General features: G+C 39.7%; 24 protein-coding genes. 7 read left to right on the top strand and 17 right to left on the bottom strand.

The annotated features are described in order from the left end of the window. Positions 1-20: 20 nt before the first annotated feature. The 5 genes from ACS125_RS08770 to ACS125_RS08750 are packed head-to-tail and all read right to left on the bottom strand — an operon-like array spanning position 21 to position 3435. Positions 21-950: a VOC family protein gene (locus ACS125_RS08770; RefSeq protein WP_443271575.1), complete on the bottom strand. Its 930-nt coding sequence runs from the start codon at positions 948-950 to the stop codon at positions 21-23. Between the two features lie 11 nt (positions 951-961). Then, positions 962-1726 (bottom strand): SDR family oxidoreductase, encoded by a 765-nt coding sequence (locus ACS125_RS08765; RefSeq protein WP_004794034.1) that lies wholly within the window; start codon positions 1724-1726, stop codon positions 962-964. After that, on the bottom strand, positions 1719-2786 hold the full coding sequence (locus tag ACS125_RS08760; protein ID WP_312821502.1) for an aromatic ring-hydroxylating dioxygenase subunit alpha: 1068 nt from the start codon (positions 2784-2786) through the stop codon (positions 1719-1721). Before ACS125_RS08760 ends, ACS125_RS08765 begins: the two co-directional genes overlap by 8 nt. 16 nt (positions 2787-2802) lie before the next feature. Next, positions 2803-3102 (bottom strand): recombinase-like helix-turn-helix domain-containing protein, encoded by a 300-nt coding sequence (locus ACS125_RS08755; RefSeq protein WP_296519281.1) that lies wholly within the window; start codon positions 3100-3102, stop codon positions 2803-2805. A 27-nt stretch (positions 3103-3129) separates the two neighbouring features. Then, the gene (locus ACS125_RS08750) at positions 3130-3435 is read right to left on the bottom strand and encodes a non-heme iron oxygenase ferredoxin subunit (RefSeq protein ID WP_004794037.1); all 306 of its coding nucleotides are present in this window, start codon (positions 3433-3435) and stop codon (positions 3130-3132) included. A 273-nt stretch (positions 3436-3708) separates the two neighbouring features. On the opposite strand from ACS125_RS08750, the gene ACS125_RS08745 reads away from it, so the two are divergent. Further along, on the top strand, positions 3709-4521 hold the full coding sequence (locus ACS125_RS08745; RefSeq protein WP_238611947.1) for an IclR family transcriptional regulator: 813 nt from the start codon (positions 3709-3711) through the stop codon (positions 4519-4521). Between the two features lie 46 nt (positions 4522-4567). Here ACS125_RS08745 and ACS125_RS08740 read toward each other — a convergent pair whose 3' ends face one another. After that, the gene (locus ACS125_RS08740) at positions 4568-4867 is read right to left on the bottom strand and encodes a hypothetical protein (protein ID WP_443271571.1); all 300 of its coding nucleotides are present in this window, start codon (positions 4865-4867) and stop codon (positions 4568-4570) included. A 14-nt stretch (positions 4868-4881) separates the two neighbouring features. Continuing rightward, on the bottom strand, positions 4882-5463 hold the full coding sequence (pnuC, locus tag ACS125_RS08735; RefSeq protein ID WP_311086303.1) for a nicotinamide riboside transporter PnuC: 582 nt from the start codon (positions 5461-5463) through the stop codon (positions 4882-4884). 403 nt (positions 5464-5866) lie between these two features. On the opposite strand from pnuC, the gene ACS125_RS08730 reads away from it, so the two are divergent. Both ACS125_RS08730 and ACS125_RS08725 read left to right on the top strand, forming a co-directional pair. Next, on the top strand, positions 5867-6811 hold the full coding sequence (locus tag ACS125_RS08730; RefSeq protein WP_151963384.1) for a DMT family transporter: 945 nt from the start codon (positions 5867-5869) through the stop codon (positions 6809-6811). 197 nt (positions 6812-7008) lie between these two features. Next, a complete protein-coding gene (locus ACS125_RS08725; protein ID WP_443271568.1) occupies positions 7009-7797 on the top strand; it encodes a crotonase/enoyl-CoA hydratase family protein in 789 nt (262 codons plus the stop codon). A 108-nt stretch (positions 7798-7905) separates the two neighbouring features. Here ACS125_RS08725 and pgaD read toward each other — a convergent pair whose 3' ends face one another. From pgaD to ACS125_RS08700, 5 genes are all read right to left on the bottom strand, one after another. Continuing rightward, a complete protein-coding gene (gene pgaD, locus ACS125_RS08720; RefSeq protein WP_443271566.1) occupies positions 7906-8325 on the bottom strand; it encodes a poly-beta-1,6-N-acetyl-D-glucosamine biosynthesis protein PgaD in 420 nt (139 codons plus the stop codon). Between the two features lie 89 nt (positions 8326-8414). Next, positions 8415-9671 carry a poly-beta-1,6-N-acetyl-D-glucosamine synthase gene (gene pgaC, locus ACS125_RS08715; RefSeq protein ID WP_004794047.1) on the bottom strand — a complete coding sequence of 419 codons (1257 nt, stop codon included), beginning with the start codon at positions 9669-9671 and terminating at the stop codon, positions 8415-8417. A 13-nt stretch (positions 9672-9684) separates the two neighbouring features. Further along, entirely contained in the window at positions 9685-11679 is a 1995-nt protein-coding gene (pgaB, locus tag ACS125_RS08710) for a poly-beta-1,6-N-acetyl-D-glucosamine N-deacetylase PgaB (protein ID WP_443271564.1), read from the bottom strand. Positions 11680-11923: 244 nt separating this feature from the next. After that, positions 11924-12262, bottom strand: a complete 339-nt coding sequence (locus tag ACS125_RS08705) for an FKBP-type peptidyl-prolyl cis-trans isomerase (protein WP_002117532.1) — start codon at positions 12260-12262, stop codon at positions 11924-11926. Between the two features lie 87 nt (positions 12263-12349). Continuing rightward, on the bottom strand, positions 12350-12880 hold the full coding sequence (locus ACS125_RS08700) for a YaeQ family protein (protein WP_004794050.1): 531 nt from the start codon (positions 12878-12880) through the stop codon (positions 12350-12352). A gap of 188 nt (positions 12881-13068) precedes the next feature. Between ACS125_RS08700 and dctA the strand changes: the two genes are divergently transcribed. Next, positions 13069-14331 (top strand): C4-dicarboxylate transporter DctA, encoded by a 1263-nt coding sequence (dctA, locus tag ACS125_RS08695; RefSeq protein ID WP_443271561.1) that lies wholly within the window; start codon positions 13069-13071, stop codon positions 14329-14331. A gap of 42 nt (positions 14332-14373) precedes the next feature. On the opposite strand, the gene ACS125_RS08690 is transcribed toward dctA, so the two are convergent. Beyond that, positions 14374-15372 (bottom strand): CobW family GTP-binding protein, encoded by a 999-nt coding sequence (locus ACS125_RS08690; protein ID WP_443271559.1) that lies wholly within the window; start codon positions 15370-15372, stop codon positions 14374-14376. Between the two features lie 499 nt (positions 15373-15871). Between ACS125_RS08690 and ACS125_RS08685 the strand changes: the two genes are divergently transcribed. After that, a complete protein-coding gene (locus tag ACS125_RS08685) occupies positions 15872-16072 on the top strand; it encodes a hypothetical protein (protein ID WP_443271557.1) in 201 nt (66 codons plus the stop codon). Between the two features lie 131 nt (positions 16073-16203). On the opposite strand, the gene ACS125_RS08680 is transcribed toward ACS125_RS08685, so the two are convergent. From ACS125_RS08680 to ACS125_RS08665, 4 genes are all read right to left on the bottom strand, one after another. Beyond that, the gene (locus ACS125_RS08680; RefSeq protein WP_004794053.1) at positions 16204-16719 is read right to left on the bottom strand and encodes an acyl-CoA thioesterase; all 516 of its coding nucleotides are present in this window, start codon (positions 16717-16719) and stop codon (positions 16204-16206) included. A gap of 252 nt (positions 16720-16971) precedes the next feature. Beyond that, entirely contained in the window at positions 16972-17586 is a 615-nt protein-coding gene (locus ACS125_RS08675) for a MarC family protein (protein WP_016141950.1), read from the bottom strand. Positions 17587-17597: 11 nt separating this feature from the next. Further along, positions 17598-19664: a choline transporter gene (locus ACS125_RS08670; protein ID WP_443271554.1), complete on the bottom strand. Its 2067-nt coding sequence runs from the start codon at positions 19662-19664 to the stop codon at positions 17598-17600. A 120-nt stretch (positions 19665-19784) separates the two neighbouring features. After that, complete coding sequence (locus tag ACS125_RS08665; protein WP_004794056.1) at positions 19785-21407, bottom strand: BCCT family transporter; 1623 nt, start codon at positions 21405-21407, stop codon at positions 19785-19787. A gap of 265 nt (positions 21408-21672) precedes the next feature. On the opposite strand from ACS125_RS08665, the gene betI reads away from it, so the two are divergent. Both betI and betB read left to right on the top strand, forming a co-directional pair. Continuing rightward, on the top strand, positions 21673-22296 hold the full coding sequence (betI, locus tag ACS125_RS08660) for a transcriptional regulator BetI (RefSeq protein WP_004794057.1): 624 nt from the start codon (positions 21673-21675) through the stop codon (positions 22294-22296). Next, positions 22289-23761 carry a betaine-aldehyde dehydrogenase gene (gene betB, locus ACS125_RS08655; RefSeq protein WP_443271551.1) on the top strand — a complete coding sequence of 491 codons (1473 nt, stop codon included), beginning with the start codon at positions 22289-22291 and terminating at the stop codon, positions 23759-23761. Before betI ends, betB begins: the two co-directional genes overlap by 8 nt. The last annotated feature ends 3 nt before the right edge of the window (positions 23762-23764 follow it).

The following is a 23764-nucleotide window of genomic DNA, read 5'->3' as shown; positions in this document are numbered from 1 at the left end:
TCCTTGTAAAGCAATCCCTGTTAAACAGGCTTCACCTGACGGCGGGTTGTGTCATCAAGACCACCTTCAATCGCCCATTCGGTGAAAAGCTCTAGACGATGTTCTTCTACACGTGGTTGCCATTCTTCGGTCAAATAATCATCGTTGGTGTAATATTCAAATGCACCACCTAATGGTGAGTTGACGTACCAGAAATAAGCAGAAGAAATTGGATGACGTCCCGGCCCAATGAAAGTTGACCATTCCGAGCGATTCATATTTAAACCGCCCCCAATCACCTCATGAATATCACGAACGACAAACGCAACGTGATTTAAACCAGCAGGTTTATTTGGAACACTGAGCAAGAATAAATCATGGTGATAACCTTCACCGCGGCAACGCAAGAATGCACCACGATTTTTATAGGCATCCGATAAATGAAAGCCTACTTTTTCAATATAGAAGTTTTCAGTTGTTGCCAAATCTGGTGTGAAGAACACTACATGCCCAATCGCAACAGGCTGACCTTTTTCATAGACAGGACTTGCTGCATTGACACGTTGAATGTTGCCGTATTGGTTAATACCTTCCGTTTTAAGTTCTGGTACTTCTTTTACAAAACTTTGTTCAAAACGAATGGTCATGCCATTTGGGTCAAGACACTGAACTGTATTTTCAGAACGTTTAAAACCTTCTACATCAGCCAAACGTACTGCTAAGTCTTCGAGGTCTTGTGTGCTTTCAACGCCCCACGTGACTTCACGTAAAGTTGAACCTTGTTCAATGGCAGCAGGCAAACGGTCATCATCACAATTAAATAAATAAATTTTGCTACCGTTTTGAGTCTGGTAAAGATCAGCGCCTTCAATATCCGAAGTACTTTGGCTTAAACCAAAATCTGCCAAAAACTTGTTTGAAGCGGCTCTATCTTCAACTCCAAACTTTAAAATCTCGATCCCTGTAATCATTTGACTACTCCTTAGTTAAAGACAAAACCGCCATTGACCGGAATATTTTGACCTGTCACAAAAGAGGACAAATCCGACAGTAGATACAATGCTGTTCCATTTAAATCTTGTGGAAGTTGCTGACGTTGAATCGCTCTTCCGTTCACATATAAATCGTGACGTTCCTGTGGCACGTACTCGGTTGCTTCAACCAAAGTTAACCCCGGCGACAATGTGTTGACACAGATATTGAACTGCCCCAACTCTCTTGCCATTGAACGTGTCATGGCAAGAATTGCACCTTTACTTGCCACATAAGCCATCAAGTTCGGTGCGCCCCAAAGTGCTGTATCGGAAGCAACATTAATAATCTTGCCCGCAGCCGATTGTTTTAGATGGGGAACGCATGCCTTACTGATGAGCCATGTGCCTTTCACATTAATATTCATGACCCGATCCCAAAGTTCAGGATCATAATCAATCATATTTTTTCCACCGACATTGGTTGCCAGCGCTGCACAGTTCACAAGGCCATCTAGTCCTTGTAAAATGTCCACACTTTTTGCAACCGCATTTTCAATAGAGTCTGCATTGGCAAGGTCAACTGTTACTGCATGAACATTTAGCCCTTGTTTCTGTAGAGCTTGTGCTTCTTGTTGTACCAAGTCAGACAAAATATCTGCCATCACAACTTCAGCACCTGCCTCAGCAATGGCTTGAGCGAAATCTCGGCCTAAACCACGCGCAGCACCAGTCACTAAAACTTTTTTGCCTTGCAACAACGCTACATTAGCCATGAGCTTCTTCCTGCATCTCGATACGGTTTGATGCATTTAGCGCAGCAATTTTCTTTAATTGCTTCTCAGCTTCTTTCTTCATTAAACGGCGTAAACGTGCAAGACCCACATCGTGTTGATAGAGGAACTCTTTTTCACGCGCATTTGGCGCAAGGTTTTCTAAAATAATGCGATCTTGTTCCAATACATCCCAATGCAACTGTTCTAAATGATTGCGATATAAGAAGCGCCATACATTACGTTGCCAGCCACTCACCTTACGGCAGCGCCAGAAAAATACACGGGTATTGTTGGCATCAATTGGGGTTGCATAACCCACAATCCAGAATTCACCACCCGGACCAAATTGTTTGCGGTATGGGATAGAAAGACGTAACCAGCTTGCACCAGTTGAACCATATTCAACCCAGTCGAAGTTCACACCTGTTTGGCCTTCTTTTTCAAAAACAAAGCCATTATCGGTTGTACGATGCTTCATCTCTGCAGTACGCTCACCATCTGCCATAGAGTGTGAAGTACAGTGCAAATAGGTCCCGTGCATTGGATCCATCACGTTATCAATCGCGTATTGATGGTTTACTTTCCAATCTGCTTGGCAAAGGAATGAACTCCACTCTTCACTTGCAAGTTGCTCTGGGAACTCAAGCGGTTTTGGCTGTTCATTTACATCAATACCAAACCAGATAAAGATCGCGCCATGTTGCTCAATGACCGGATAATTCTTTAAACATTTAGTACCAGTCATTGGACATTCATGAACCGCTGGTACATCAGCAACTACACCGTCAGCACGAACTTCAACACCGTGATACCAACAAGCCACTCGGTCACCCAAGTTCCAACCCAGTGAAAGACGAGCCCCGCGGTGTGGACAGCGATCTTCAAGCGCATGAACCTGACCTTCGGCATCACGCCAAACCACAATATTTTCGCCTAAACGAGTAATTCCGACTGGATTAGCAGCGACTTCCCAACTTGCTAAAACCGGATGCCATTGGTCACGTAAACCAAGTTCTAAATATTCTTCAGCGCTTTGTGAAGTTGATACGATTGCGTTCATTTTATTCTTCCCTGAATCAATAACCTAAACGTTGCATTTCTTCTGTAAAGCTTGCAGAAGTCCATTCATCACCAGATTCACAGCGGAAACCCTGCTGATTAAGTGCAGAAACAACGTCACCTAACTCTGTTGCGCCCGCAGAAAATGCCTGAATCAAGTTCTTTACAAAATCTTGTTCGTATAAGGTTGGTTCTTTATAACGTGTTTGCCAAACCAACAATTCAGATTGACCTGGAACTTGAATATTGTTGATGCCTGCTTCGGTTGCTGGCATTGCATGAATCCAGCTTGCCAACTTTTCATTAAATGTCTTCATTGTTCTGCTTCCTTGTACATGAGAGGACTAGAGTTGAATTTGAATATCCTGTCCTTCAACACGAACTGGGTAAGTACATAGGTTTCTACACCCGGGTCCACTTTTGAGCTCACCTGTCTGAATGTCAAAAATTGCTTCGTGCAATGGACATTCAACAGTTTGATCTTCGATAAATCCTTCGGTTAATAAGGCATATGCATGAGGGCAAACATTTTCGATAGCAAAGTAATTTTCATCGACGAAAAATACGCCTATTTTCTTTCCTTCAATTTCGATGGCTTTCGGCTCATCTTCGCTAATGTCACCCTGCTGACAAACTGAGATCCAACTCATACCTTGCGTCCTCATTTTGTTTTATATACAAAACATAATTTGATTTTCAAAACACAAGCTAAGCATAATCCCCTTGATCATTTTTTGTCAAAGTAAAAATAAATATAAAATTCATTTATTTAGTAAATTTTAAATATTTTGTTACGTTTCAAGAAGGAAACAAAGTTTTAAATATAAAAATTGTTTTATGCATTTTTAACAATTACAATAGTTATAAAATAAAGCAGCATGCCCCAAATTGAACCTTGTTTTATTTATAGGAAAATGACACGAATGAGCATAGCAATTGATGAAGATTCGCAAGAATCGGAAACAACAAAAAATGATGATCGATATTTAGTTCCCGGACTTGTACGGGGTTTAGCTATCTTGCAAGCATTTAACCAACAAGCGCAAGAAATGACCATTACAGAAATTGCTGAAATTTTAGAAGTGAACCGTTCTAGTGCATTTCGTCTGATCTATACACTCGAATCTTGTGGCTATTTAAGAAAAGCATCTCAAAAAACTTACGCTCTCGATTCAAAAGTTATGGAACTTGGTTTTAACAGTTTATCTAAACTTTCATTACTCGATTTATCGACACCTTTAATGAAAGAACTACGTGACCAAACCAAACTCGCGGTACATCTTTCAATTTTAGAAGGCACTCATATTGTCTTTGTAAATAATATCCAGTCGATGGGAACCTTTACGAGCAACATTAGTTTAGGAACTCGCTGGCCTGCTCATGCAACCGTCATTGGTCAAATGCTTTTATCTGATTTACCTGAAACAGAAGTACGTCAGCGTTACCGCAATTTTAGCGATTGGGACAGTTTCTCTGAACTGACTCCAACCAATTTAAAAACCTTATTGCAAAGATTAGTTTATGTAAAAACACAAAAAACGATGGTGAGCTGGGGTCATTATAATCATGATATGGCAGCCTGCGCGGCACCTATCTTTAAACAGTCAAATGGTAAAATGGTCGCGGTTATCTCTGTGAGTTGCCCAATTACAACCTATGATGAAAGAACATTTAAAGAAGATATCGCAAGCCTAGTCGTTGAAACAGCGAATAAAATTTCAAAATTTATTTATTAAAAAAAGCGACGTTAAGTCGCTTTTTTTTGCAATTTTATTTCACAAATTAAAAATTACGCTTAAATACGTTCCCATTCATATCTTGAAAAATAACTATCGAATGGTTTTCTTTAATATCAAACTTTAAATACTGCTGTTTAAATTGTACAACCGCATAAAACTCTTCAGCACCGTCATCTAACCCTGTAGCAGACACCTGAGTGCCTTGTGGAAAATCCTTGAGCCATTCAGCATTATAGAAATCTGACACTGAATTAAATTCACAATACTTTTCTGGCTCTGCCATTATTTTTGCAGCAATTTGATCAAACTGTTGCTGTTTATAACCATCTAAGCTCAACAACATGACCATTCTCAAAACTAAATCGGCTCAGAAGATAAACTTTGTTTCTTTTTAACCTTTTCCCATTGATACCAACCATAAGCTGCCATTAAAACAAATGCTGCATATAACGCAGCTGTTAAAAATAAATCTTTATAGATAAACATGCCCACGTAAATAATATCGACAAAAACCCAAAGTACCCAAGTCGCAATATGCTTGCGACTGGTCCAATAGGTTGCGAGCAAACTAAATGCGGCAAGCTGCGAGTCGAGCATTGGCACCGCTGCATCGGTAAAGTTTTTAAGAATCAATCCAAAGAGCAAGCCACCTACCGCTGCAATAATCATTTGAAAAATTGCTTTTTGAACTGCAATCGGTTCAATACGAATGTCATGATCTTGCTGCTTTCCCTTAAACCAGTAGTAAAAACCATAAAAATTTACGACCATGAAAAAGAACTGCAAAATCGTTTCACCATAAAGCTTAAATTCGTAGAACAAATAAGCATATAAAACAAAGGCAAAGAAATTAAACAGCCAACACCACATGTTCCTAATAACAGTTAATCCAACTCCAATTAGGCTAATCAAGACTGCAAAAATTTCTAAAGGTGACATAAGAACAGCTTCTTATAGAGATCAATTCGACGGGGTATTATGAGAAAAATATCAATTTAAGCAAACTGCTAATTTGAAATCAAAAAATCTATAGTTCATGCTTGAATATAATTTGTACTTTTCTATTTCTGTGTTATAAAAATATCATCTATATTTTAATATACTTATCATGTTTTTATCTAAAGCCCATCTATGTCTGGTTCACCAATTATATGCCTTAGAGGTCAATGTCTCTATGGCCGATTGGCGACGTCCTTATTTTGGACAAATTGGCGCTTTGGATGCGAAAATCGAGATATTTAATTTGTAATATATCCACTGATTTTCATAACAAGCCGCCATAAAACGCGGCTTTTTTTATGCCCTTTTAAAACACCAAAGAACAAACTTTCTGGAGCTTTATATGAAGCCATTATTTGAACAACAGAGTATATCCACCCCGCAGATTCAGCCGGCTGTAGCATTATCTTCATCTCCGACTCGCCTTGCTACAGCCGGCCAATTTATTGCTGTCGTCATTATTTGGTCGCTTACTCCACTCGCGGCTGTCTGGACAGTACAAGAAATTCACTGGGCATGGGGATTATTTATTCGATTCAGTTTGGCCATTCCAATCGCCTTGCTGTGTCTAAGATTTTTTCGCTTAAAGCTCATCTTTAGTAAAAAAGCTGTTTTAAGTTACTGTGCTGGAGCCATTGGCTTATTTGGCTCTATGGCCTTTTGCTACATGGGTGCAGATAAAGTTCCCTCTGCCATTATTTCAATTATTTACGGCACCTCTCCGTTGGTATCTGGACTGATTAGCTCCTTTTTATTAGGACGCGAACGATTTTCAGTATGGCAATGGCTCGGACTCGGTATTGCTCTTGTCGGAATGAGTTTTACTTTAGGACTGTCTTCATCAGGTTTTCAGCTCAACCGCATCGGTATTATGTTAGAACTGATTGCGATGCTGTTTTATGTCTTGTCGACGTTCGCCGTGAAATCTGTCGGAGCACATATCCCACCCATTACACAAATGACAGGTGCTACCCTTGTCTCATGGTTAGGTTATGTATGCTTGTTACCTTTCTTTTGGTCACATCTTCCCACTGAATTTCCAAGTCTGAAAATTTCGCTAGCAGTACTCTACAGCGCAGTTTTTTCATCGGTGCTTGCCATGATTTTTTATTATCAACTCATTAAGATACTACAACCGACTACTGTGCTCCTTATTACCATTATCACCCCAGTCTTAGCTACATTTTGGGGAACATGGTTCAACCATGAACAGCTCAGCTCACATCTCATTTTAGGTTTAACCATGTTATGCATAGGACTAGTGATGTATTCACGGCGCTCTGCATAATTTTTTAAAACCTGACAATTTATTTGTCAGGTTTTACTTTTAAGTATTATTGGCAACATTCACCATAAAGTAAGAACTTATTTTTTATTTCTATCATCCCTTATTTTTTGCTTACTAAGTATTCAATAAATTGTATTTGATAGTTTTTAAACGATCGTTTAAAAACTTATTAAAGATAAATAAAGGACATCGGAAAAATGTCAAATCAAGCAGGAAAAGTCAGCCGTGAGACTCGCGGTCATATTTTTTTAATTGGTCTAGATCGAGCAGTAAAACGCAATGCTTTTGACAGTCACATGATCAAAGACCTATCTCAAGCCCTGACAGAATATGAAAATAATGATGCCCTACGCTGTGCAATTGTCTTTGCTCATGGCGACCATTTTACGGCTGGTTTAGATTTAGTTGAGTTACAGTCTAAACTTGCTACGGGTGTTTTTGATTTTAAAGATGATGAGATTAACCCATGGGGTACAGTTGGGCAAAAACTGAGTAAACCTTTGATTGTTGCAGTACAAGGCTATTGTTATACCGCTGGTATAGAACTATTTCTTAACGCAGACATTGCTTTAGCAAGTGAAAATACTCAGTTTGCGCAAATGGAAGTTCAACGTGGCATCTTACCTTTTGGTGGAGCAACTGCACGCTTTACTCAAACTGCGGGTTGGGCCAAAGCCATGCGCTATTTACTCACCGGTGACTCTTTTGATGCAAAAGCTGCCTTTGATATGAACCTGATTACAGAGATATGCCCAGAAGGTACTCAAATCAACCGTGCAATAGAACTGGCTGAACATATTGCTCAAGCTGCCCCACTTGCTGTAAAAGCCACTCTCGCCTCTGCCCGTGAAGCTATGAATGAAGGTTATCAAACTTCATTTAGCCAATTACAGGGCCATCTTCAGCCTTTACTCACCACAGAAGATGTACAAGAAGGAGTCTTTGCTATGTTGCAAAAAAGGCCTCCGGTTTTTAAAGGTAAATAATACCTTTTCAAACTTTGCGCTCTACAGCTTAAAACCTATAGTTACACCTAAATGAGCCTAGAAAAAAATAAAGCCCACTTAAAGTGGGCTTTATTTTATGGCTAATCGTTATTCAACTCTCACGATTTTGCCTAATTCATCGTGGTGAACGACTGTAATTTTTTGGCTACGCCCCTGCTCAATTTCATGTTCAGGTAAATCAAAATAGCGCGCATAATCATCAGTCTGTTTTGCTTTAAGTGCACAGCCACCCACACGGCGCTCTGGTAGCAAATGGCTCCATAACAATAAGCAAATTGCACAAGCAATTAATGCGGTAAGGCCATGTTCAATTCCTACACCAAAGGCACTAAATAAACGGTGTACCAAATGAGTTTTTTGTAGTTCAACCAATAGCCATACAAACACGAACGGACGCCACAACAACAACCAAACCGCCCACATCATGGCTGTGCTTGTTGTAGAAGCATAGCGTTTATGCCATGGTAATTGACGGCGTAAATCAATAATCAACGAATCTGTCTTCATTTCTCTCTTTACCTAACGAAGTGCTGTGGTTTTTCCCCAGACATCAATACAGCACGATCTTTAAAATCTCATGACTCTTGCATTTCATTCTAGCGAATGCCCCGATCCGGGCTCACCCAACGTGCTCGTTTCTCATCTCCACGTCGTAAGACTTTTGGAAATGCCACAATGGTTGCTGAAATAGTGATTAGCCAAAAGACCAATGGATACCAGATCATCCAGAAATAGTTTTTTCCTAGATGCGGTTCATAACGACTATCCATCCATTTGCTTAAAGCAAACTGAATTAGACAGGTTGCCCCCAATAAAATACCGGTACCATACGGTAAAAATGGGGAGCTCACAACAGCTAATGCAGGGACTGGTAAAATAAAATGTACCAACCACAACAAAGCCATCGCTAGCATTAAATATGACCAGACTAAAGTTAAGCAAAGCTCAAACATTAACGGCCATAAAAAATTCAATTTTGGTTTAGTGAACACATCAATATTTTTAATTAATACTTGTGCACCACCCATTGCCCAACGTAAACGTTGTTTCCACAACCCATTGAGGGTTTCAGGCATTAAAATCCAAACCAAAGCATTCGGTTCAAACTCAATATCCCAACCTGCACGCTGTAACTTCCAAGTAATATCGATATCTTCAGTCAACATATTTGGTGACCAATAATCGACTTGGTGAACAGCACTTTTACGAAAAGCCGTAATTACACCCGACACGGTAAACAAACGACCAAAAGTACGCTGTGCACGTTTAATCATGCCCACAATTGAAGAAAACTCACCGACCTGAATACGCCCTAATAAAGTTGAGCGAGTACGGATACGCGGGTTTCCAGTAACAGCTGCAACCGTTGGATTTTCAAGGAAATGACGAATCATCCACTTTGCTGCATGTGGATCAAGTAAAGCATCACCATCAATACCAATTAAAAACTCGGCATCGGTCATTAAGCTTCCGGCTTGCAACCCCATGGCTTTACCTTGGTTTTGCGCCAAATGAACAACACGTAATTTTTCATGTTGTTCTGCTAAACGATCAAGTACTTCACCTGTATTATCTGAGCTACCATCATTAATCGCGATGACTTCAAAATGAGGATAGTCCAGTTTTAAAGCATGACTAATGGTTTCCTCTGCATTATCCCCTTCATTAAAACAAGGAACTAATACAGCGACTTTTGGATAACTTTCCAATGGAGCGGGTTGATCATAAGGCGGAGCCTGACGTTCTCTCCAATAGAAAATGATCGCACCCATCATCCATAAATACGACATGAATAATGGATAGTAAAAAACGAATTTTAAGGCATGCGACCATATTGCAGCAAAGATTGTCATGTTTCAGCCTCGACTACGGCACAAGACGAGATGATTTTTCAGCAAATGCTTTATGCATTACGTCAACATCCGGGTGATCTTTGATTGGGTCATCAGGGTAATATCCGACATGCATTACACCTTGCTGATACAGTGAATGAATTGTTGCTGCCATTTCAGTTGAAGGTACCTTTTCATTTTTACGCCAGTCGGTGGCCTGTAATTCAAAAACAGTTTTCTTGAGGCCATTAGGATATTGTTTCACGCGATCAATCATGTCTTTATAGAACTGATCTGAATTATCGACCTGCTCCATATAAGGCATTGCCATAATAGCTGTAAAATCATAATGCTTTAATGACTCTTCAAGCGATTGTGAATACCAGTTTTCTGCATATGGTTTTAAAGCCACCTGCGCATATAAGTTACGTGCAGTCACCAAGAACGGCTCATATTGTCTCACGTCATCAACGAGTTGCATTGCAAAATCATCTAAATATTTTGTCTTATACGCAGTCCATTTCTGCAAGTCTTGATCGTTCTCACGAATTTTTGCTAAATCTGTTGGCAAACCTTGTTTTGCGTAGGCTTTTAAAGCATCAGGGCTTGCATCTTCATAATCAGATAAAGTGACATCGTCATGGAATAAGATTCCATTGAACGAAGCTGACTTAGCCAAGTCCTGATAAATTTCACGAACCGTTTGACGTGCATCGGCTGAGAACGGACTTAAACGGATATAACCCATATTAAGATGTTCACCCGCTTTTTCCTGCTGAGTTACCACCAAATCCTTAGAAACAGGATCAGTCTTAGGTAATTCCCACGCCAACAACGGCATCCATGCATAAATACGGCTTACAGGAGTACGCGTTTGAATCTGCCATGCAACACGGTTAAACAAGTCTGCACGCATTGGAATATGGCGGTTTGGGAAATAAACCATATCTGCAGAACCATTCGCATCTGGATCTGAAAATGCCTGTAAATAAACTGTATTTACACCCATGCCATTAATTCGATCTAACAAGTGACCTAAATTGCGCTCTTGTTGTTTCGGGTCTGGATCATAAATATAGTCCAGATCGACATGCATGATTTTTTGCGGACGATTATTATCCGTTAAATTCAATTCACGGTTTTTAATTTCTTGAGCCAAATCATCAGTTGTCATTCCACCTTCTACCAAAATACGGCTCATATTTTGTAGAGATTGTTTTGCATGGTCTGCCCCATCATCAAGCGTAATGGTCACAGGCATGCCTAATTTTTTTGCAATTTGGACAGTTTGCATATTATAGCGACCATATGGCCATACCATAATACGTGGCGAACGTAAGCCATGCGCTTTTAATAAGTCATTATTCTTTTTCAGGTCGTCATAGATTCGTGCTTCATACTGTTTATCGTTTTCATAAGTTTGAGTTTTAACATCATAAAAACGTGTGGTCGCAGCAGGTTCAGAGTTACCTTGCGGGTTACCTGTAATACCACGATGCAAATGATAGCTATGATTGGCGATTTCTACAAAACCACTATCTTGCATCTCTTTAAGTTCATTCCAGCTTAAGATTTTATCACGTGGAATTTCTTCACCCGAAAAATCTACTTTTTGGCCAGCTTTTGGCTCTAACCATGAACCCACTACAGCCAAAACAACCGGAATCTTTTTAGCTTTAATAACTGGATAAGCATTTTGATAAAAAGACTGATAACCGTCATCTACAGTTAATAAAACCGGCTTTGTAGGCAGTTGAAATTTGCCCTGATGAGCACGGATCAACTGATCAACTGTAATAAAATGGAACCCGTTTTTTTGTAGCCACTCAACGTGCTGTGTAAATTGTTGAGTGGTCACTGCATATTGAGGAATTAACGCATTTTTAGTATCGGTAATTTCATGATAACCAATCACCGTGAGTGTTGAAGCGTCCAGTTTAGGTGGTTTGGCTAATGCCATGCCTGACAAACCTGCCAAGGCCAAGCCAAGTGATATGTTCAACAAAGGAGATGCAAAGCGGATAATCATGAAATAGCGTCTCAATAACAATATAGATTACTTATGTGAAATTTGATGTTAGGGCACAAACTTTTTGAAAGTTGCTCTTAATATCACACTGCTCACAAATGAACAGTTTTTCAGTCAGCATTTATAATCAAATAATCTGAAAATAATCTTAAATATTCAAAAAGCTAAAATATAAATTAATAATGTATTTATATTTAAAGCTCATATAAACAAGAAAGCCCCCTAAAGGGCTTTCAGTTTTTCACTAGTCACGAGTTTTGACATCGAATAATTCAATTTCAAAAATTAAATTAGAATTAGCTGGAATAATCTTACCCATTTTACGCTCACCATAAGCTAAATGAGCTGGCACGATTAATTTACGCTTGCCACCAACTTTCATTCCCATAATGCCTTGGTCCCAGCCTTTAATTACACGGCCTGTACCAATCACGCACTCAAAATAGTTACCACGGTCAATTGAAGAGTCGAACTTAGTACCGTCTTCTAACCAACCTGTATAGTGAGTTGTAATCAAAGCACCTTTAACCGCTTCTTTGCCTTCACCTACTTTTAAATCGATAATTTCTAATTCATTTGACATGGTTTAACCCTTAAACTGAATTTCTAAAATCGCAATTGGTACTTAGTGTACCAACTGAATCTGTAGAATTTGTTGCGCTTTTCTAAATTACTGTAACTGTGTCCAAACAACATTTGCCTGACCCTTTTCACCTAAAAGCGTCCACTCGTTGTCCATCACATTTAATTGTAGTTGCATCGTACGTTCACAGAGCTGTTCAAGCTCGGCTGTACTTTGAGGGGCAATTTGCCACACCTGAACGTTACTTAAGGTTTTAATTTTACTGTTTCGCTTCCACCAGTCTTCAACTTGTGTGCCATAAACAACAACTGCAACTGTTTTACAGCGCGAACTGGCTTTTTTGACTTTATCTTCAGACGGTAGACCCACTTCAATCCATGCTTCTAACTGACCTGTTAAATCTTTTTGCCATAACGCTGGTTCGTCAGTTTCAAAAAGATCTTTAGTAAACTCAAGCTCATCACTTGCGAAACGGGCAAAAGCCATCAAACGAACCATTAAACGTTCTAAAGTTTCCGAAGGATGCAAGGCAAGTGTCAGTTGATAATCACCATAAATATGGTCATCCATATTGGCAATATTCAAGTCTGCCTTATAAATTGTTGCTTTAAGCGCCATGATTAATATGTTCCAAAATTTGGCGCTAAGGATACTCGATTTTAGGTAAAAATTATAAAAAAACTAAGCAATCCACCGCATAGTCATTGGAAATTTGCATATTCTTCCAAAACGCTCTGCTTGCTTTAGAGTTGGCCGGCTTTTTGCTTGAAAGAGAAATATTCTCCTCTTGCTAAAATTGATGACTTATGTGGCAGAAGCTTAAACGTAGTTTATTTTTACAGGTTCTTTGTGCTCTCTTTCTAGGAGTTGCAGTTGGGACTGGTTTTCATGATTTCTCCCTATCTTTAAAGCCATTGGGCGATGGTTTTATTTCTTTGATTAAAATGCTGATTGCACCCATTGTGTTTTGTGTCGTTGTACTGGGAATCTATGGTGCAAATGACATCAAAAAAATGGGCAAAGTCGGTGCAAAAACGATTCTCTATTTTGAAGTGGTCACCAGTATTGCTTTAGTTTTAGGCATTATTGTGGCTTATGTATTTAAACCGGGCGTTGGTATGAATATCGATATTAGCCATTTAGATGCAAAAGATTTAAGCACCTATACCGAACGTGCTCATGAAATGCACACAGGTTCGGAATTTCTACTCAATATTATTCCGAAAACATTCACTGCCGCTTTTGCAAACGGCGATATTTTACAAGTTTTACTCATCGCTATTTTATTTGGTGTATCACTACTTTTAATTCCTAAACATTTGGCAGAGTTAGTACGTCAGGCGCTTGAAGCTTTTTCAGAAGTCTTCTTTAAAATTATGGGTCTGATTATTCGTTTAGCACCTATTGGTGTATTCGGATCAGTGGCCTATACCACCGCCAAATTTGGTTTAGATTCACTTCTACAATTGGGCTATTTGGTTCTACTGTTTTATGCGACCTGCATTTTATTTGTTGTGGTTGTCTTAGGTTTAATTTTAAAACTTGCCGGTCTCAACATCTTCAAATTTGTGGCTTATTTTAAAGATGAGTTAGCGATTGTTTTGGGTACAGCATCTTCTGACTCTGTTTTACCCCAAATTATGAAAAAACTCAGAAATCTGGGAATTAAAGATTCAACGGTAGGTCTGGTCATTCCTACGGGTTACTCTTTTAACTTAGATGGGTTTTCAATTTACTTAACTTTAGGGGTGATCTTTATTGCACAAGCCTGCAATATTGATTTATCCACTCACGACCTGTTGGCTATTTTGCTGGTTTCACTCATCACGTCTAAAGGTGCCCACGGTATTCCTGGCTCAGCTTTAGTTATTCTTGCAGCAACACTGTCAGTTATTCCAAGCCTTCCTGCAATTGGTTTAGTACTTCTACTTTCAGTGGACTGGTTTATTGGAATTATTCGTGCCTGTACCAACTTAATCGGTAACTGTGTCGCGACCGTAGTCATTGCACATTGGGAAAAAGACATTGACCATGCTCAAGCCAAAGCAGTGTTAGATACAAAACCTTAAATCCATTATGAGAACATTAAATCGTCTTTGGTTTAATGTTCTCTATTCTTCAAGCTGACAAGCAAGTAACGCCGTTTCAAAAACCAACCAATCGTGATGATGTGCGCTAATGATTTCAATACGGTTATCAATACCCTCTTCGCCAGACTTATAATTAAACTGATCAGGATTAAAGTTAAAAACTTTCCAACCTTGATCTGTATTAAAAATTCCCTTAATTCGAAGCCAGTCTTGCTGCGCGCATAATAAATCTAGCAAATTATAAAAATCAAATTTCCAGCGTTTAGGTAATTTCCAACCTGCCACAATATAACCTTGTGCCGACTCAACATAATGATAAGGTAATTGCTGAATTTCTTTCTTAACCTCGGTTTCAGTCATTTGCTTTTGAAGTTTAAGTAAAGGCTGTATAGATCGCTCGGTTAAACGAGCAGCCACATCAATTTTATTTAATGCTAACTGACCATTTTCAGTTTTAACCCATTCTTGTTGATAAGGCTGGTATTCTTCTTTTAATAACTCAAGCGCCTGATCATCTTCAAAAGTCATCACATCAGTATGTGACACCACCACAATCTGGGCAGCTTTTAACTGATCTTCATAAAGGTTTTGTTTAACCCAGTTTGTATCGTGCAAACGGCTACCATCAACAACAGTGATTAATGCTCGCATAGCTAAACTACTTTGCCAATGCGGTTCAGTTAGTTGGTCAAATAACTGTGAAGGATGCCCAAGTCCAGTCGGTTCAATAAAGAGTCGGTCTGGCTTTTGTTCACTCAATAGACGGGCTAAAGCAATGTGCATAGGCAATTGACTGCTACAACACAAGCAACCACCTAGTAATTCTTTAACTGCATAGCCTTCATCTTGTGGCAAGAGTTGTTGGTCTACTCCAATTTGCCCAAACTCATTCATTAATACCGCCCAAACCTCATCTTTAGGCTTCTGACTTAATAAATGCTGTAATAATGTGGTTTTGCCTGCCCCTAAAAAACCGGAAATAATATGGGTAGGAACAGTTTTTTGGGCAATAAATTTCACAATCGACTCAAATCAACAAGGTTTCAAAACTAAGAAAGGTATATCACTGTTTAAGTACCATGAAAATGATTTTTCACTTTGAAGATATACTTTTCAATTATCAGGCTAAAACACTTAATATGTGACATACATCTCACTCAAAATCTAAATTAACTTTTGACAATTAAAATTCAAACGGAATATTCTATTTATGCGCATTCACAATTCATGCCAAAGTGTTAAGTTTACGTAACTGATTTGGTTTTTTTTCACTCGATAAGAAATATTTTTTCACATTTTAAGGTGTATTTAAGTCCCTTAATTTTACAGATTGCTCACATAAACGATCCGTATATTTCATATTGTTAAGATAGCCGTAATAGATTGTTAAGTTAATTGATGTAATTCGAAGCTCAGCTTAGCATGTGTCCTAGCTTAGTCATTCAGCCATACAGGTTTCATGTAGGTACGAACGATTAGGTTTAATTTATTTTTAAATGAAATTTAAGGATGCCATAAAATGAAATTAGCTAAAACTTTACTCGCTACTACACTTGCTTTAACTGCTGCTTCAACTTTCGCTGCTTCTAAGCACGACCAAGCACATAACACTGCTGCTGAAGAAAAAGTTGTTGTTTCAACTCAAGAACAAGCAAACACTGCAAATGCTGCATCTGATGCTGTAGGTTCTGCTTCTGAAGCTGCTCCTGCAACTCGTTAATTCTCTAAGCACTCTCCTCCAAGCTCAGAGATAATTTTACTGAAAGGAAATATGGACGCTGAATTTTAGTAAAGAAAAGAAAGGATCGAACCATGCTGCGGTTCGGTCCTTTTTTAATTCGATCTGTTTTTTTAAGAAGTTTTCTTATACATGCTACAAGATGGATTATGGTTTTCTTGCAAACGTAAAACTTTACGATGCTCAGCTGCTTCAAAGCGGCAACGCTTCCACTCTGTATCAAGTTTCAAATGAGGCACTTCACATGGCTTGCCTTGTTCATCAACAGCAACCATCGTGAAATAACAGCTATTGGTATGGCGCACTGTGCGCTTCTGAATATTTTGGGCTTCAACACGTATTCCGACTTCCATTGAAGTACGGCCTACATGGTTAACACTTGCCAAGAAGGTTACCAGCTCACCTACATAAATAGGTTCTTTAAAATTTACTTTATCTACAGATAAAGTCACCACGTAGCCACCCGAATAACGACTTGCGCAAGCGTAAGCGACTTGATCGAGTAGTTTTAGAATCGTACCACCATGAACATTACCTGAAAAATTTGCCATATCAGGCGTCATCAAAACGGACATCGTCAATTCAGACTGATCATCAGTTGCTGTGGTTATTTCATCTAATGTAGGCATAGCTAAACTCTGTGTCTTAAAACAAGCTCAGACAACATTATGGTTGATAATTCACAAAAAAAACATGCTTAAATCCACAACATGGCATTGTATTTTTTAATATCCTTGATTGTTTTTTAAAATTTAATTTTTTAAGGCTTTATTTTTAAAGTTATTTTTTAAAGCTGTTTTATTTATCTTAGAGTTTTTTAGAAGATGCTATGCCATTTTATTCCATGTTCAATGACATAGCTGATTCTTATGAGTGGCTTGCTATACTTTATTAATGACGCCTGTCACACCATTAATGATCATATCAATGGCGATCGTACCGATTAATAAAGCAGATAAACGCCCGACAATATCAAAATAGCGGTCGATATGCTTGGCATGTTTATAGCGTAAATGATCATGTGAAAATTTCATCAAAATCAAAATACTGCATGTTAAGAACAAGGTAAAGGCAATCACTAGGGCTGCCTCACCAATTGACATTTCAATACCTGTGACCACAGCCGCACTAATGGTGCCCGGGCCGATCATAAATGGCATGGCAATGGTGCCGGCCAGATGCTCTGGTGCACCACGCATTTCACCAATCGTATCGGCACCCTGAAAAACATAGCGATAGCCAATCACCAAAAAGATGAGGCCTCCAAAAATCTGAAAGGCTTCAAAACGTACATTCAGATATTTACTAAAAATTGTTTCGCCGCCCCATGCAAATAGCATGAACACGACAAAAGCAATCACACTTCCCTGGATCAGTGCTTTATTAAACACCTTTGCTTCTGAATGGCGGAGCAAGCCAATCATATAAATGCTCATTAGAAATGGATTGAGCAACGAGAAAAATAAAGCAAAAGAATGTAGATAAGGAGAAGCCATGCATTTTCCTCTTAAGCTTGTGGATCTGGGAACAATGGACGATTCCCTGGGCTAATACGATTAATATGTAAGAACGTCATATGTCTTTCATATTTATCTAAAATGTCATTAATAACCTGCTCTTTACTGTAACCGACCAGATCGTTATCTTGAGAGCCATCATAAAGATAGGTTTCAAGACGGTAATAGAACTGTTTACCTCGTTTCACACGTTGACTGAAATTCGGTGCGCTATAGCGTACAGGCCAGATCTGGTAAACAAAGTTTTGTTCTTCTTCCAAATGAATAGTGAAATCCAAATGGAAAAGCGTTTCTTCATCTTCAAGCGGCGTTTGCTGCACATCTACATTCATGCCCTGCTTAATCAGTTCACCAGCAACGGCCTGAACAGCCGGTAGACAAACAGCATCTAGCATGCGTTGGGTTTCAGTGGTTCCCGGATGATGCATGACTCGAGTTAAACGCTGTTTCCAATTCAGAATATCGACATTACCTACCACCGGAGCTGCATTCATACTTCGACTGGCTTGCCGGTAATCTTCAAGCCTCAGCGACTTATAAAGCCCTGCCATCACAAGGAACATTACGAAACTAAAAGGTAGTCCCATAATGATGGTCGCGTTTTGCAAAGCAGTAATTCCGTTGGTCATGAGCATGGCAAGCGTTAATAAACCAATAGCCACTGCCCAAAATACGCTTAACCAACGCGGAGCATCATTATCGATATTCGTGAGTTTAGTCGTGAAGTTACCTAAAACCAGCGCTCCCGAATCGGCAGAAGTCACGTAGAACAAAAGCCCTGTTACGGTCGCAATTGAAGCGATAAAGGTAAAGCCCGGATATTGTGCTAGCAGGTCATAAAAACCATGAGCCGGATTTGCTAACACAGTCGCTGCTAAGGTTTGGTTGCCTTCAAAAATAACGCTGTGCAGTGCACTATTACCAAAAATGGATAACCAAGTGAGTGTAAATAGAAGCGGAATAATTAAGGTACCGCACACAAACTCACGAATGGTACGCCCTCTTGAAATACGTGCCAGAAAGAGTCCTACAAATGGAGACCAAGCAATCCACCACGCCCAGAAGAAGAAAGTCCAACTACTCATCCACTCTTTAGGTTGTTCAAAAGCAAAACTTTGTAATGCTAAAGCAGGGAAACGAGTTAAATAGTCACCAATATTTTGGACAAGGGCATTGAGTAAAAACTCAGTATTTCCCAAGAATAAAATAAACAGCAATAACCCAACCGAAACATAAATATTGATTTCAGATAAAATCCGCAGGCCTTTATTGACCCCAGATGTCACCGAAATAACACTAATACCAACCGCGACAGCAATCAGGATAAATTGCATCCAGATATCTTCTGGTAACCCCAATAACACATGTAGGCCATAATTCAGCTGTACTACTCCAATCCCGCAGGTCGTTGCAATACCAAAAATTGTCCCGATCACGGCAGCCGTATCAACACTATGCCCAATTGCCCCATTAATTCTGTTCCCAAAAATTGGGTAAAGTGCAGAACGAATGGTAAGTGGCAAATTATAACGATAGCTAAAGTATCCCAATGACATACCGATCAAGGCATACATACACCAACCGGTTAAACCATAGTGAAACAATGTCCAAACCATACTCTGGCGTGCTGCTTCATAGGTTTGACCTGCTCCGACTGGAGGTTGCATATAATGAGATAATGGTTCAGCAACCGAAAAGAACATCAAATCGATACCGATACCAGCCGAAAACAGCATTGCAGACCAACTGAGTAAACTAAACTCAGGTTTTGAATGCTTAGGCCCTAATTTAATACTGCCGTATCTTGAACAGGCAATAAAAATCACGAAAACCATATATAACGTTGCGGCAAGTAGATAATACCAACCAAAGGTTGAAGTTACCCACTGGAGTACGGTGTTCATGACTCTATTTGCAAAATCATTGAACAAAAACGTGACGAGAGAAAAAATTAAAATAAGTACAGCTGAAAAATAAAAAACCACACGGTTGAGCGGGTCTTTTTTAGATTTAGATAATGTTAAATCATCAACTGCTCTTGGATTATCTGTTGCCATACAATCCTCAAGGAATAAAATAAAAACAAAATATTTAATTTCGTCTTTTCACTCTTATTTAAAACAATGAAAAGACGACTTTAAACGCAAAAAATAATATATAGATGTGATCGGTTGAGGTTATAAAACCTCAGTCACTTTATTCTGGTCACAATTCGACGGAACCGAAATGTCTTTTGAAACAGCTAACTGTTTTTTCACTAATTGAGGGTCAAAATCATCTTGCTTTAACGCTTTGGCTAAACCAAACATATAAAGCAAAATAATGACTGAAAATGGTAAACCACATAACACCACAGCACTTTGCATGGAGTTAAAACTACCGGCTAAAAGCAAGCCAATACTTACAATGGTAATTACCACAGACCAAAAAACGCGTAACCAGATCGGTGAATCACTATCATTGGTGCCCCCTTTTGAGGACAAATTAGCGATCATTAGTGTACCAGAGCCAACTGGTGTCAAAAATAAAACGAAACAAATTACAACAACAATGCCAGCAACATACGGATTAAACGGCAGATATTCGAGTAACTTAAATAAAGATAATGCCGGATCAGTTAAAACCATATCGCCCAAAACTTTCTGTTTCTGGTTCAAGATAAAGTAAATGGCCGTATTTCCAAAAACCGAGATCCAAGCCAGCGTAAAGCCTAGAGGAATCAGGCATACACCTAATACAACCTCACGAATCGTACGTCCTTTTGAAATGCGCGCAATAAACATGCCGACAAAAGGCGCCCAAGCAATCCACCAAGCCCAGTAAAATACGGTCCACGACCCTAACCAGCCACTGGCTTTTTGATTGTATAAATACATATCAAAGCTTTTACCAATAAAATTGCTTAGATAATCTCCCATATTTTGTACAAGACCATTTAATAAATGATTTGTAGGACCTGTTAAAAATACAAATAAAAGTAAGGCATACAGTAGACGTAAATTAATACGCGATAACCACGCCAAACCTTTTTCGATGCCAACCACTGTTGTGATCGTGGCAACACTCATCATGATGAGAACCGCAGCAATTAAGGTCACTGAGTTATTAGGAATTTGTGGAAGTAAATAACAAATGCCTGATACCAGCACCAATGCTCCGATTCCCAAGTTGGTAACCAAGGAAATAACCGTCGCTAAAATTCCAAAGCCATCGACGAAATCACCCACCAAGCCATGGACACGCTCGCCAAAAATTGGGTAAAGCGCCGAACGCAAAGCTAGTGGTAAATTTTGTCTGAAAGCAAAATAACCTAAAGTGACTCCGAGCAATGCATAGAGTACCCAGCCATGGATGCCCCAATGCAAAAAGCTATAAGTCATCGCATTACGGGCTGCCTGAATGGTTCCTGACTCACCTTCGGGTGGTCTTAAGAAATGATCAACAGGTTCAGCAACACCATAATAAAGTAGTGCAATACCAATACCTGCCGAGAACAACATTGAAGTCCAAGCCAAATAACTAAACTCAGGTTTATCGTCGTCTTTTCCTAAAGGAATCTGCCCTACTTTTGAAAAAGCGAGCCAAGCGACAAACCCCAAACACAGCACAATAACCAGCATGTAATACCACCCAAAAAAGTGATTTACCTGCTCTTGTACATAGGTCAGCCAAAACTGACTTTTTTCTGGAAACAGCACAAAAAGTAGGCCAAAAATGCCAATACTGATGGCTGAACTCCAAAATACAAAACGATTTAACCGAATATGGTCTGAAGAATATTTATCACTTTTCAACACCATCTTATTGCTCCTTGCAATCGGTGTATTTTCTCAAAATAACGTGATAAGTAATGTACTTATGCGCATCATCCTATTCTTAACAACTCTTGATTTCACCTCTTTATTCCTAGAGGCAATCTTCAAAAATTCATTGATTTTTACATATCATACTTGTTATTGATTGAACGTTCAATCAATAACAAGTATGATAAAAAAAGTGCTATGATGCTCTGCAAGTTAACATGCTGAATTTAAAGCACCACTAAAAGTGCTGATGTGGAAAAACATGACAAAACGCAGAGTAAAACCAGAGCACGTGCGACGTGAAGAAATTATGAATGCCGCACTCGACGTAATTTATGAAGTGGGGTTATCCAATACCACCATTGCTCAAATTGCAAAAAAAGCCGAGCTGTCGACCGGCATTGTCAGCCATTATTTTGGTGACAAACAAGGGTTGATAAATACCTGTATGCAAGAAATGTTAAATGTTCTGCGTCGTAAAACCGAACAGTACAGAACAGAAGCAGATTCGCATCCAGAGAGCCAAATTAAGGCCATTATCGACTCGAACTTTGACATTAGTCAGGTCAATGAAAAAGCAATGCGGGTCTGGTTAGACTTTTGGTCAGCAAGTATGCATGTACCAGACTTAAGCCGCTTGCAAAAGATTAATGATCAACGCCTGTACTCTAACTTGAAGTTTTATTTCCTCAAGTTAATGAATGAACAACAGGCCAGTGTTGCCGCTAGAGGGTTGGCAGCATTGATTGATGGATTATGGTTACGAGGCAGTTTAAGCCGTCATAACGAATTTGACAGCAATCTTGCCCGTTCCATTGCTTACGATTATGTACAAACGCAAGTTCAATTTGCGAACAAGCCTTTGCAGGAGAGACAAAATGAGTGATGCACAAGTTCATCAACTGTATATCCATGGACGCTACGTTAACGCAACCAGTGGAAAAACATTTAATAGTATTAACCCTGCCAACGGCGAGACAATCGCGACTCTTCAACAAGCTTCCGAACAAGATATTGAAGCTGCTGTACAAAGTGCCCAACAAGGACAAAAAATCTGGGCTGCCATGACTGCCATGGAGCGTTCACGTATTTTACGCCGCGCTGTCGACATTCTTCGTGAACGTAATGATGAGCTTGCACGTCTTGAAACACTCGACACAGGTAAAGCTTTTAGCGAAACATCTACCGTCGACATCGTGACTGGCGCAGATGTACTCGAATACTACGCAGGACTTGCAACAGCTCTTCAGGGCGACCAAGTTCCGCTTCGCGAATCAAGTTTCTTTTATACACGCCGTGAACCTTTAGGTGTAGTTGCTGGTATTGGAGCTTGGAACTATCCAATTCAAATTGCTTTATGGAAATCTGCCCCTGCCCTTGCTGCCGGCAATGCCATGATTTTCAAACCAAGTGAAACGACTCCACTTACTGCATTTAAACTTGCAGAAATCTATACAGAAGCAGGCGTTCCAGACGGCGTATTTAACGTGGTGCAAGGTGCTGGTCGTGAAATTGGTCAATGGCTTACTGAACATCCTGTGATTGAAAAGATCTCATTCACTGGTGGCGTGGAGACTGGCAAAAAAGTCATGGCAAGTGCTGCTGGCTCTACGCTTAAAGAAGTGACTATGGAACTTGGTGGTAAATCTCCACTGATTATTTGTGAAGATGCTGACCTGAACCGTGCAGCAGATATTGCAGTCATGGCGAACTTCTTTAGCTCAGGTCAGGTATGTACCAACGGTACGCGCGTATTCGTTCCAAAATCACTTCTAGCCGACTTTGAAAAAGCGGTTGTAGAGCGCGTAAAACGTATTCGCATTGGCGACCCGATGGCTGAAGACACGAACTTCGGACCTCTCACTAGCTTCCCTCACATGGAAAAAGTGTTGTCTTTCATTGAGTCAGGCAAACAACAAGGCGCTAAAGTGTTAATTGGCGGTGGCCGTGCAACAGAAGGCGAACTTGCAAACGGCGCTTATGTCCTACCGACTGTATTTAGCGACTGCACTGACCAAATGGCGATTGTTCAAGAAGAAATTTTTGGACCTGTCATGAGCATTTTAAGCTATGAAAGCGAAGAAGAAGTCATCCGTCGTGCTAACGACACAACCTTTGGTTTAGCTGCTGGCGTTGTTACGCGAGATATTAGCCGCGCTCATCGCATTATTCATCAGATTGAAGCTGGTATTTGCTGGATTAACACGTGGGGCGAATCGCCTGCCGAGATGCCAGTGGGTGGCTATAAACAATCTGGTGTAGGCCGCGAAAATGGCTTAACCACACTTGGGCACTATACCCGTATCAAATCTATTCAAGTTGAACTTGGCGATTATCAAAGCATTTTTTAATGC

The organism is Acinetobacter sp. PFS20, assembly GCF_052261015.1.
In the GTDB taxonomy this organism is placed as follows: Bacteria; Pseudomonadota; Gammaproteobacteria; order Pseudomonadales; family Moraxellaceae; genus Acinetobacter.
This window is presented reverse-complemented; position numbering and strand designations above follow the sequence as displayed.

What these genes read in the sequence shown, in the direction of transcription:
- ACS125_RS08770 (WP_443271575.1), bottom strand. Translation starts at nt 950, where the DNA reads ATGATTACAGGGATCGAGATTTTAAAGTTTGGAGTTGAAGATAGAGCC.
- ACS125_RS08765 (WP_004794034.1), bottom strand. Translation starts at nt 1,726, where the DNA reads ATGGCTAATGTAGCGTTGTTGCAAGGCAAAAAAGTTTTAGTGACTGGT.
- ACS125_RS08760 (WP_312821502.1), bottom strand. Translation starts at nt 2,786, where the DNA reads ATGAACGCAATCGTATCAACTTCACAAAGCGCTGAAGAATATTTAGAA.
- ACS125_RS08755 (WP_296519281.1), bottom strand. Translation starts at nt 3,102, where the DNA reads ATGAAGACATTTAATGAAAAGTTGGCAAGCTGGATTCATGCAATGCCA.
- ACS125_RS08750 (WP_004794037.1), bottom strand. Translation starts at nt 3,435, where the DNA reads ATGAGTTGGATCTCAGTTTGTCAGCAGGGTGACATTAGCGAAGATGAG.
- ACS125_RS08745 (WP_238611947.1), top strand. Translation starts at nt 3,709, where the DNA reads ATGAGCATAGCAATTGATGAAGATTCGCAAGAATCGGAAACAACAAAA.
- ACS125_RS08740 (WP_443271571.1), bottom strand. Translation starts at nt 4,867, where the DNA reads ATGTTGTTGAGCTTAGATGGTTATAAACAGCAACAGTTTGATCAAATT.
- pnuC (WP_311086303.1), bottom strand. Translation starts at nt 5,463, where the DNA reads ATGTCACCTTTAGAAATTTTTGCAGTCTTGATTAGCCTAATTGGAGTT.
- ACS125_RS08730 (WP_151963384.1), top strand. Translation starts at nt 5,867, where the DNA reads ATGAAGCCATTATTTGAACAACAGAGTATATCCACCCCGCAGATTCAG.
- ACS125_RS08725 (WP_443271568.1), top strand. Translation starts at nt 7,009, where the DNA reads ATGTCAAATCAAGCAGGAAAAGTCAGCCGTGAGACTCGCGGTCATATT.
- pgaD (WP_443271566.1), bottom strand. Translation starts at nt 8,325, where the DNA reads ATGAAGACAGATTCGTTGATTATTGATTTACGCCGTCAATTACCATGG.
- pgaC (WP_004794047.1), bottom strand. Translation starts at nt 9,671, where the DNA reads ATGACAATCTTTGCTGCAATATGGTCGCATGCCTTAAAATTCGTTTTT.
- pgaB (WP_443271564.1), bottom strand. Translation starts at nt 11,679, where the DNA reads ATGATTATCCGCTTTGCATCTCCTTTGTTGAACATATCACTTGGCTTG.
- ACS125_RS08705 (WP_002117532.1), bottom strand. Translation starts at nt 12,262, where the DNA reads ATGTCAAATGAATTAGAAATTATCGATTTAAAAGTAGGTGAAGGCAAA.
- ACS125_RS08700 (WP_004794050.1), bottom strand. Translation starts at nt 12,880, where the DNA reads ATGGCGCTTAAAGCAACAATTTATAAGGCAGACTTGAATATTGCCAAT.
- dctA (WP_443271561.1), top strand. Translation starts at nt 13,069, where the DNA reads ATGTGGCAGAAGCTTAAACGTAGTTTATTTTTACAGGTTCTTTGTGCT.
- ACS125_RS08685 (WP_443271557.1), top strand. Translation starts at nt 15,872, where the DNA reads ATGAAATTAGCTAAAACTTTACTCGCTACTACACTTGCTTTAACTGCT.
- ACS125_RS08680 (WP_004794053.1), bottom strand. Translation starts at nt 16,719, where the DNA reads ATGCCTACATTAGATGAAATAACCACAGCAACTGATGATCAGTCTGAA.
- ACS125_RS08675 (WP_016141950.1), bottom strand. Translation starts at nt 17,586, where the DNA reads ATGGCTTCTCCTTATCTACATTCTTTTGCTTTATTTTTCTCGTTGCTC.
- ACS125_RS08670 (WP_443271554.1), bottom strand. Translation starts at nt 19,664, where the DNA reads ATGGCAACAGATAATCCAAGAGCAGTTGATGATTTAACATTATCTAAA.
- ACS125_RS08665 (WP_004794056.1), bottom strand. Translation starts at nt 21,407, where the DNA reads ATGGTGTTGAAAAGTGATAAATATTCTTCAGACCATATTCGGTTAAAT.
- betI (WP_004794057.1), top strand. Translation starts at nt 21,673, where the DNA reads ATGACAAAACGCAGAGTAAAACCAGAGCACGTGCGACGTGAAGAAATT.
- betB (WP_443271551.1), top strand. Translation starts at nt 22,289, where the DNA reads ATGAGTGATGCACAAGTTCATCAACTGTATATCCATGGACGCTACGTT.